This is a genomic window from Natronospira sp. (assembly GCF_007134575.1).
Taxonomy (GTDB): Bacteria; Pseudomonadota; Gammaproteobacteria; order Natronospirales; family Natronospiraceae; genus Natronospira; species Natronospira elongata.
This window is the reverse complement of sequence record NZ_SLKM01000090.1, coordinates 1-8,690: the sequence shown is the minus strand read 5'-3', so window position 1 is coordinate 8,690 and position 8,690 is coordinate 1. Positions and strand designations below refer to the sequence as shown.

The 8,690-nt window shown below is 61.3% G+C and carries 10 protein-coding genes; 6 read left to right on the top strand and 4 right to left on the bottom strand.

All coding sequences use genetic code 11. From position 1 onward, the window contains the following. Positions 1-975 (top strand): pyridoxal phosphate-dependent aminotransferase (locus ACJWXQ_RS03550; RefSeq protein ID WP_406672162.1); only part of this gene is annotated, 975 nt, incomplete at its 5' end. Positions 976-995: 20 nt separating this feature from the next. Here the strand turns inward: ACJWXQ_RS03550 and ACJWXQ_RS03545 are convergent. Next, the gene (locus ACJWXQ_RS03545) at positions 996-2,111 is read right to left on the bottom strand and encodes a trypsin-like peptidase domain-containing protein (protein ID WP_346050493.1); all 1,116 of its coding nucleotides are present in this window, start codon (positions 2,109-2,111) and stop codon (positions 996-998) included. Between the two features lie 279 nt (positions 2,112-2,390). Here ACJWXQ_RS03545 and petA point away from each other — a divergent pair, with 279 nt between their 5' ends. Genes petA through ACJWXQ_RS03520 form a run of 5 tightly spaced genes read left to right on the top strand, consistent with a single transcriptional unit; the run spans position 2,391 to position 6,248 of the window. Continuing rightward, positions 2,391-2,981, top strand: a complete 591-nt coding sequence (gene petA, locus ACJWXQ_RS03540; protein ID WP_346050492.1) for a ubiquinol-cytochrome c reductase iron-sulfur subunit — start codon at positions 2,391-2,393, stop codon at positions 2,979-2,981. After that, positions 2,981-4,375, top strand: coding sequence for a cytochrome bc complex cytochrome b subunit (locus tag ACJWXQ_RS03535; RefSeq protein ID WP_406672161.1), 1,395 nt, complete (start codon positions 2,981-2,983; stop codon positions 4,373-4,375). Before petA ends, ACJWXQ_RS03535 begins: the two co-directional genes overlap by 1 nt. Further along, on the top strand, positions 4,375-5,118 hold the full coding sequence (locus tag ACJWXQ_RS03530; RefSeq protein WP_406672163.1) for a cytochrome c1: 744 nt from the start codon (positions 4,375-4,377) through the stop codon (positions 5,116-5,118). The genes ACJWXQ_RS03535 and ACJWXQ_RS03530 overlap by 1 nt, the downstream gene beginning before the upstream one ends. 37 nt (positions 5,119-5,155) lie before the next feature. Then, positions 5,156-5,776: a glutathione S-transferase N-terminal domain-containing protein gene (locus ACJWXQ_RS03525; RefSeq protein ID WP_406672160.1), complete on the top strand. Its 621-nt coding sequence runs from the start codon at positions 5,156-5,158 to the stop codon at positions 5,774-5,776. A 55-nt stretch (positions 5,777-5,831) separates the two neighbouring features. Then, positions 5,832-6,248 (top strand): ClpXP protease specificity-enhancing factor, encoded by a 417-nt coding sequence (locus ACJWXQ_RS03520; protein WP_346050488.1) that lies wholly within the window; start codon positions 5,832-5,834, stop codon positions 6,246-6,248. On the opposite strand, the gene ACJWXQ_RS03515 is transcribed toward ACJWXQ_RS03520, so the two are convergent. From ACJWXQ_RS03515 to ACJWXQ_RS03505, 3 genes are all read right to left on the bottom strand, one after another. Next, positions 6,249-6,893, bottom strand: a complete 645-nt coding sequence (locus tag ACJWXQ_RS03515) for a DUF1295 domain-containing protein (protein ID WP_346050487.1) — start codon at positions 6,891-6,893, stop codon at positions 6,249-6,251. It lies immediately after the preceding gene. 14 nt (positions 6,894-6,907) lie between these two features. After that, entirely contained in the window at positions 6,908-8,314 is a 1,407-nt protein-coding gene (locus ACJWXQ_RS03510) for an FAD-binding oxidoreductase (protein WP_406672159.1), read from the bottom strand. A 15-nt stretch (positions 8,315-8,329) separates the two neighbouring features. Then, positions 8,330-8,690 (bottom strand): SIS domain-containing protein (locus tag ACJWXQ_RS03505; RefSeq protein WP_406672158.1); only part of this gene is annotated, 361 nt, incomplete at its 5' end.

Here is an 8,690-nt window from a genome sequence, read left to right as displayed (position 1 = left end):
GAGGCGCCGGCGGGCCTGCCGGCAGCGCTCGAGGCAGACTGGCAGGCGCGGGTCGCCGGGCTGGACTGGCATCGCTATCCCGACAGCCAGGCCAGTGCCCTCAAAGCCGCCCTGCGTGAACAATTCGCCATCGATGACAGGCTTGGCCTGTTGCTGGGCAATGGCTCCGACGAAATCATTCAGATGCTGACCCTGGCGCTGGCCCGGCGCGGGGCCGGCCTGATGACACCGGAACCCGGCTTCGCCATCTACAAGGTCGCTGCCCGTAACGCGGGCATGGACTATCATGCGCTGCCGCTGGACGAACAAGATTTCAGTCTGGACCTGGATCGGGCCCTTGCGGAAATGGAGCGGCTTCGCCCTGCCTTGATCTTCATTGCCAACCCCAACAACCCCACCGGCAATGCATTTTCCCCGGATCAGCTCCAGGCGATTGCCGACGCCGCCCCCGGTCTGGTGGTGGTGGATGAGGCCTATTTCCCCCACACCGATATCCACTGTCTCGACCGCGCCGGTCGTCCCGCCAATCTGGCGGTGATGCGGACCCTTTCCAAGGCCGGCATGGCCGGTTTGCGTCTGGGTTGGCTGGTCGCCGATCCGGCCTGGATCGATGCCCTGGAACGGCTGAGGATGCCCTACAATATCAACGTCCTGACCCAGGCAGCCGCCCGGTTTGCCCTGGAGAATGGGGATTGGTGGCGCTCTCAAGCCGAGTTGGTGCGAGAGGAAAGGGCCAGGCTGTATCAGCGCCTGCAAGGCCTGGACGGCGTGCATGTCTGGCCCAGTGAGGCCAACTTCCTGTTGCTGCGGGTAGCCGATGCCCCGACGGTTCATGCTCGCATGAAGGCCGCTGGCGTGCTGGTGAAATGTCTCGACGGCGCTCACCCGGCATTGAGCGGCTGTCTACGCTTGACCGTGGGTTCGCCTGCCGACAATGAGATCCTATTCGAGGCCCTGGCAGCAGCCATTCGCTAGCATCCGGCCTCAGAGGTTCCTTAGTTCTGCCCCGGTACCTGCCGCTCGGCAATGACGGCGGAAAAATATCGGACTTCCTCGTCGCGGATCACCCGAATCTCGGCGCTGTCACCCGGTTGCAGGCTGGCAACTTTGTTGAGGGCGTCGTAATAGTCCGTCACCTCATTGCCGTTGATGTGGGTGACCACATCCCCGGGGATGATGCCGGCCTCGTGGGCCGGGCTGCCCCGCTGGACATTGGTGACAACCACGCCCACCGGCTCGTCCAGTCCGAAGGATTCGGCCAGCTCCAGGGTCAGGCTCTGGGGGGCGATGCCAAGGTAGCCGCGGATCACGCGACCGTGCTCGATCAGCTGGTTCATCACTCCCTGGGCCAGGCTGACCGGAATGGCGAAACCCACCCCCGAGCCCCCGTTTTCGGAGGAGAGCATGGCGGTGTTGATGCCCACCAGACGGCCCCGGGTGTCCACAAGCGCGCCCCCGGAATTGCCGAAGTTGATGGCCGCGTCGGTCTGGATGAAGTTTTCGAAGGTGGTGATACCCAGCTGACTGCGACCGGTGGCGCTGATGATGCCCTGGGTCACGGCCTGTCCCAGCCCCACCGGATTGCCGATGGCGAGAGCGATGTCACCCACCCGCAGCCGGTCGGAGCGACCAAAGCGGATGACGGGAAGATCCGCTGCCTCGATCCGCAGCAGGGCCAAGTCGGTTTCCGGGTCGGTGCCCACCACCTCGGCGGCCTCAATCCGGCCGTCATGCAGGGCAACGCGGATCTCCTCGGCATCCTCAATAATGTGATTGCTGGTCAGAATATGGCCGTCCGGGGAAACGATCACACCCGAGCCAAGACTGCTCTCCACCCGGTCCCGATGCTCGCCGGGGCGGTCGTCGAAGTAGCGGCGCCAATAATCCGGTATGAACTCGGGGTCGATGTCGTCCAATCGGCGGGCGGTGTGGACGTTCACCACGGAGGGGGCGGATTGCTCCACCGCATCGGCGAAACTGTCCACCTGGCCGTTGCGCTCCAACAGTTCGGGGCGAAAGAACACGACCACGAAGGCGGCGGCCAGGCCCAGTACTACCGAGCGGACCAGGAAGTCCAACCAGCCTGTGATTCTGCCTGCTGTCTCGCCCATGAGAAGTCGCTTGCTCGGCCTGTGGGGCAAGTAAGGTAGCGTCCCGCCGGGCTGGTGACAAGCGTGGCGTGCCGGGCTGGTGGCGAGGCGTGAGTTGAACTGTGTATAATCCCCGCTTTATGTCGATTCAGCGTGCCCCGCCCGCGTCCGCTCGGTCGCATGGGGTGGCTGGACCGGCCCGACAGCTTGCCGTCAGGGCGTTTCCCCGCGCTCCCGTGAGACGGCGACCGAGACGGGACCGATCCGGCAGTCCGAAATGAGCTCCAGGAGAACCGGAGAATGAGTAACGGCGTTGACAATAACAGGCGTCATTTCCTCACCGTGGCCACCTCGGTGGTCGGGGGGATCGGGGTGGCGGCCATGGCGGCTCCCTTCCTTGCCTCCCTGCGGCCCAGTGCCCGAGCCCGTCTGGCCGGTGCCCCGGTGGAAGTGGACGTGAGCAAGATGGATGAGGGTGAGCGAATCACCCTGAGCTGGCGTGGACGCCCCATCCATGTGGTGCGGCGTGGCGAGGATGCCATTGAGAGGCTGGGGGAGATCCGTGATCGCCTGCGGGATCCGGATTCCGACTCCTCCGATCAGCCCGAGTACGCCAAGAACGAGTATCGCTCCCTGAAGCCGGAGTATCTGGTAATGGTGGCGGTTTGTACCCATCTGGGCTGTTCACCGTCCTTCCACCCGGATCCGGCCGACCCGGCCATGGGCAGTGACTGGCCTGGTGGTTATTTTTGTGCCTGCCACGGTTCCCGATTCGACCTCGCCGGTCGTGTTTATCGGGGCGTGCCGGCACCGACCAATATGGACATCCCGCCCCATCGCTTTGTCGATGACAACACCCTTATCGTTGGTGAAGACGCAGAGGTCGCCTGATGCAGAACAAGAGCAACCAGGGCGGCGGTACCGTCGGTGACTGGATCAACGATCGCCTGCCTTATCGGCAGTTCGTCGAAGATCAGCTTACCGGCTACTACGCGCCGAAGAACTTTAACTTTTGGTATTTCTTCGGGTCACTGGCCCTGCTGGTGCTGGTCATTCAGATCGTCACCGGTATTTTTCTGACCATGAGCTACAAGCCCTCCGCGGACGGTGCCTTCGCCTCCGTGGAATACATCATGCGGGATGTGGAATGGGGTTGGCTCATTCGATATATGCACTCCACCGGGGCATCCATGTTCTTCCTGGTGGTCTATCTGCATATGTTCCGGGGGCTGATGTACGGCTCCTACAAGAAACCCCGTGAACTGCTGTGGATCTTCGGCATGCTGATCTACGTGGTGCTGATGGCCGAGGCCTTCTTCGGTTATCTGCTGCCCTGGGGTCAGATGTCCTACTGGGGCGCTCAGGTGATTATTTCCCTGTTCAGCGTTCTGCCGGGTATTGGTGAGCCATTGGCTATATGGATTCGCGGTGACTACCTGATTTCCGATGTCACCCTGAACCGCTTCTTTGCGCTGCATGTGGTGGCGCTGCCCCTGGTGCTGATCGGCCTGATCTTCTTCCATCTGGTCGCCCTGCGCCAGACCGGGTCCAACAACCCGGACGGTATTGAGATCAAGGAAAACAAGGGTCCTGACGGCAAGCCCGTGGACGGCATTCCCTTCCACCCGTATTACACGGTGAAGGATATCGTCGGCGTGGGTGTGTTCCTGGCGCTTTTCTTCGCCATTGTCTTCTTTGCGCCCACATTCCTGGACCTGTTCCTCAAGCCGGCCAACTTCATTCCGGCCGACCCTCTGCAGACGCCTGAATACGTGCCGCCGGTCTGGTACTTCACCCCGTTCTACGCCATTCTGGCGGCGATCCCGGATCAGGTGGGTGGTGTGATTGCCATGGGTCTGGCCATCCTGGTGCTGTTTGCCATGCCCTGGATCGATCGGCATCCGGTCAAGTCCATTCGTTATCGCAGCTTCCTTTACAAGGCGCTGCTCATGAGCTTTGCCTTTGGCTTCATTGTCCTTGGGTATCTGGGGCTGAAGCCGGCGACTACGCTCTACAATGAGCTGGCGCTGCGCTTTACCGAGTTCTACTTCATGTTTTTCATCATTTCGTGGGTGTACTCGGAGCCACGGAGCCGTAACTACTATTACGGCGCCTTTGCCATCGTGGTGGCGCTGATTGCGGTAATTGACCTGGTCAGGGATATGGCAGGCATCAGCTGGATTGCACTGTTGGTGATGATTGCGGTCACTGCCTTCTTCCTGTTGCTGCCCGCTCATACCCGACTGAATGAATCCAAGCCGGTGCCGGAGAGGTTGACCTCATGATGAGAACAATCAGGAAACTGTCACTGAGTGCGCTGGTGCTGGTCATCGCGGCCGGATCCGGTGCCGTGATCGCGGACGAGGATGCCGTGCGGGAATGGCGCCCCTCCGCGGCGAATAATGACGTGACCAACCTGGCTTCCCTGCAGAGGGGAGCCAGGTACTACATGAATTATTGCCTCGGCTGCCATTCCCTGGAGTACAAGCGCTACCAGCGGATTGCCGATGACCTGGAGCTGCCTGAAGATCTTGCTCTCGAGAATCTGGCCTTTACCGGCGATGAGTTGGCGGACATGGTCAAGATCGCCATGCCACCAGAGGACGCCGAAGACTGGTTTGGCATGGCGGCTCCGGATCTGACCCTGGTGTCCCGGAGTCGTGGCCCGGACTGGATCTACAACTTCCTGCACAGTTTTTATATTGATGACAGGACGGTTGCCGGAACCAATAACCGGATGCTGGACAATGCAGCCATGCCGCATGTCCTGTGGTCCCTTCAGGGACTGCAGAAGGCTCATTATGACGAGGAGGGCAGTTTCGTCGGATTCGAGACGGTGCGGGAAGGCCGCATGAGCCATGAGGAATACGATCGAACCGTGCGGGACATCGTCAATTTCCTGGACTATGTTGGTGAGCCTATCCAGACTGATCGCAAGCGCATCGGTTTCTGGGTGTTGGCCTTTATTGGCGTCTTCACCTTCCTGTCCTATCTGCTCTACAAGGATTACTGGCGCGACGTGAAGTAATGCCGGTATCCGTCAGCCTAGCGAGGGAGAACGTCAAATGGCGGTGGTCGCGAATCGTCGGTCAGTAATGACCCTGTTTTCCCATCCCGATTCCATCGAGAGTCATCGGGTACGTTTTGTGCTGGCGGAAAAAGGGATTAGCCATGACACGGTGGACGTTGAGGAAGGTCGAGTTCCGGAGGACCTGATCGACCTCAACCCATACCAGTCAGTGCCCACTCTGGTGGATCGTGAGCTGGTGCTGCATGGTCCCGCCGTGATCATGGAATACCTGGATGAGCGCTTTCCGCACCCGCCCTTGATGCCGGTTGATCCGGTGGGGCGGGCGCGGGTTCGTCTCTTCGTCTACCAGACGGAACAGGACTGGTACCGCCTGGCGGAAGAGATCGAAACGGGCACGCCAAAGAAGGTGGAAAAGGCCCGCAAGGCCCTGGAAGAGAACGTGATTGCGGCCGACCCCATTTTTTCCCGTCCGGCGCTGGTCGAAGATGAGTTCAGTCTGGCCGATTGCACCGTCGCCCCCGTGCTCTGGCGCCTGGAGCGTTACGGCATCAAGCTGCCGCCTCGGGCCCGGAATCTGCGCAATTATACCGACAGGCTGTTTTCCCGAGGTTCCTTCCGCGATAGTCTGACCCCGCGGGAACGTGACGGCGTTTGACAGCCCTCCGAGTTCCGCTTCATTGTAAGTTCATGATTTCGACACTGGGGGTTTGATGGTCCCGAGGCGACCCTATCTGATTCGTGCCATGCACCAGTGGATGGTGGATAGTGGCGAGACACCCCATCTGCTCGTTGATGCCGAGCATGATGGTGTCATGGTCCCGGTGGACTATGTTCAGAACGGCAAGATTATCCTGAATATCAGCCCCAGCGCGGTGCAGAACCTGCTCCTGGATAATCAGGAGATCAGCTTCAATGCCCGCTTTGGTGGTCAGCCCATGGCCATCGCCTTGCCTCCCTCGGCGGTCCTTGCCATTTACTCCCGGGAATCGGGTCAGGGCATGCTCTTCAATGAGGAAGACGACGGGCCCACCCCCCCTGATGGGGATGACGGGAACGACAAGCCCGGCAAGAAACCCAGCAAAGAGGCGGACAAGGCCCGTCGACCCAATCTCCGGGTCATCAAGTAGTCACCCTCGAATGCGGCCCCGCCGGGGGAGTAGGCGGGGAAAGAGCAGTCCGCTCCGGGCCTTCCACTCGGCGAACTCGGGGTAGCGCGCCAGAGAACGATCCTTGCGCCGCATATTGGGCAGCCAGACGACGCTGAAGAAAAGCAGCAATATCAGCGGCGGGGCCCAGTGCAGTGGCAGGGTGACGAAACTCCCGTAAATCAGCAGTTCCCCCAGGTAGTTTGGGTTGCGGCTGCGCGCCCATAGCCCATCATTGAGTAGCTTCCCCGGCCGATATTTCATGTGCAAATGCTTTTGCATGTCGGCGCTGAAGTGCAGGAAGACCCCCAGGGCGTAGAGGCCGACGCAAAGCGCCAGTAGCCACGCAGCCGGCTCGATCGCCCGACTCATGAGCAGCCAGGGAGCGATCCAGTAGAGACTCAGGCCCGCCCAAATCACCAGGCCGTAGCCCAGTCCACAGGGCGCCTCCCAGCTGCGATCGCCAAACAGGCGGCTCTTCAATATCCAGAACAGGCCGTAGCTGCCGTGCAGGGCGAGATAGAGCCAGGCCGCTGCCTGATCCCAGGCGCCATGCCAGGCCATCATTGCCAGCACCGCCAGTCCGGTTATGCCCTTGTGGCTGTCAATGAAATGCTTCTGTTTCACGAGGCGCCCTCGGCCTATTCGGGGAATAGCTTGCCGGGATTGAGGATGCCGGCAGGGTCAAACTGTTTCTTGATTTGTTTCATCAGCTCAAGTGCGGCCGGTTCGATTTCCAGCACGACAAACTGTTTCTTGTCGTAGCCGATGCCATGCTCGCCGGACAGGGTTCCGCGCAGGGACAGGACCAGCCGGAATACCTGATCCAGGCATTCATCCACCACCGCCATCTGCTTGGGGTCATCGGGATCCACCAATAGATTGACATGGATGTTGCCGTTGCCGGCATGGCCAAAGTTGACGATGAGAATACCGAAGCGTTCCGACAATGCTTCCAGCCCGCCGATCAGATCCGCCATGCGGGAGACCGGCACAACCACATCTTCATTGATCTTCTTCGGGGCAATCTTGCGCTGGGCCGGCGACAGGGCCTTGCGCGCGGCCCACAGGGCCTTGCGCTCTGCTTCATCCCTGGCGCTGCGCAACTCCCGTAGCCCCGGGCCGGCCGCCGCTCTTGAGACCGCCTGTTCGGCGAGATCCAGCTGCTCGGCCGAGCCATCCACTTCGATCATCAGCATGGCCCCAGCACCTTCCGGCAAGTCGGTCTCGGCATAATCCCGGATCATCTGAATGGCCCGGCCATCGATGAACTCCAGGATACAGGGGGTGAGGGGTTGGGCCATGATCCGGGAAACCGCCGCCGCCGCATCGGCCATGCCATCGTAAACCGCGCGCAGGCTGCGGCGCGCCTCCGGCAGGGGGGTGATCCGCAATGTGGCCTGGGTTATCACCCCCAGGGTGCCTTCGGACCCGACCAGCAGTCGGGTGAGGTCATAACCCACGACGCCCTTGGTGGTATGGACCCCCGTGCGCAGAATCTGACCGGCACCGCTGACTGCGGTCAGCCCGAGGATGTTGTCTCTCGGCGTGCCGTATTTCACCGCCCTGGGGCCGGCGGCATTGCAGGCCAGGTTGCCACCCACACTGCAGTAATCCGCCGAGGTGGGATCAGGGGGCCAGAAGAAACCGTGCCGGGCCAGGGCCCGTTGGAGGTCGCCATTGGTGACCCCGGCTTCAACCACCGCCAGACGATCATCCGGGTTGATCTCGATGATTCGGTCCATGCGTTCCATGGACAGCACCAGGCCCCCCTCGACGGGAACCGCGGCCCCGGCGGTCCCGCTGCCACGACCGCGGCCGACCACAGGCAACTTGAGGTCATGGCAGACTCGGACAAGAGCCGCCACTTCCTCGCTGGATTCGGGAAAGGCCACCGCCTGGGGGCAGACCTGACGGCGGCTGTTGTCATAGCCATAGGCCCAGCAATCCGCCGCTTCGGTCAGCAGTCGATCGGCAGGCAATACGGCTTTGAGTCGTGACTCCGCCTCGGCTGACAGTCGGGTAATGGGGGAGGGCTTTTGGGCCATGTCAGAACAGCCGCTTCAGTCTTCCACGCCCAGCAACTTGCGATCCACCAGGTCACACAGGCAGTGGATGCAGAGCAGGTGGACCTCCTGAATGCGGGCAGTGGAAGCCCCGGGCACGCGGATCTCAATGTCCTCACCACTGAGGGCATCGGCCATGCGTCCCCCGTCCCGCCCGGTGAGGGCAATGACCGTGACCTCGCGTTCGTGGGCGGCATCAATGGCCCGGATGAGGTTGTCCGAATTACCGCTGGTGGAAATCGCCAGCAGCAGGTCGCCCGCCTGACCCAATGCTCGCACCTGCTTGGCGAAGATGTCTTCGTAGCAGTAATCATTGGCAATGGAGGTCAGTGTGGAACTGTCGGTGGTCAGTGCAATG

Bases quoted from the DNA above. Each gene is read 5' to 3' on its own strand.
- ACJWXQ_RS03545 (WP_346050493.1), bottom strand. From the start codon at position 2,111: ATGGGCGAGACAGCAGGCAGAATCACAGGCTGGTTGGACTTCCTGGTC.
- petA (WP_346050492.1), top strand. From the start codon at position 2,391: ATGAGTAACGGCGTTGACAATAACAGGCGTCATTTCCTCACCGTGGCC.
- ACJWXQ_RS03535 (WP_406672161.1), top strand. From the start codon at position 2,981: ATGCAGAACAAGAGCAACCAGGGCGGCGGTACCGTCGGTGACTGGATC.
- ACJWXQ_RS03530 (WP_406672163.1), top strand. From the start codon at position 4,375: ATGAGAACAATCAGGAAACTGTCACTGAGTGCGCTGGTGCTGGTCATC.
- ACJWXQ_RS03525 (WP_406672160.1), top strand. From the start codon at position 5,156: ATGGCGGTGGTCGCGAATCGTCGGTCAGTAATGACCCTGTTTTCCCAT.
- ACJWXQ_RS03520 (WP_346050488.1), top strand. From the start codon at position 5,832: ATGGTCCCGAGGCGACCCTATCTGATTCGTGCCATGCACCAGTGGATG.
- ACJWXQ_RS03510 (WP_406672159.1), bottom strand. From the start codon at position 8,314: ATGGCCCAAAAGCCCTCCCCCATTACCCGACTGTCAGCCGAGGCGGAG.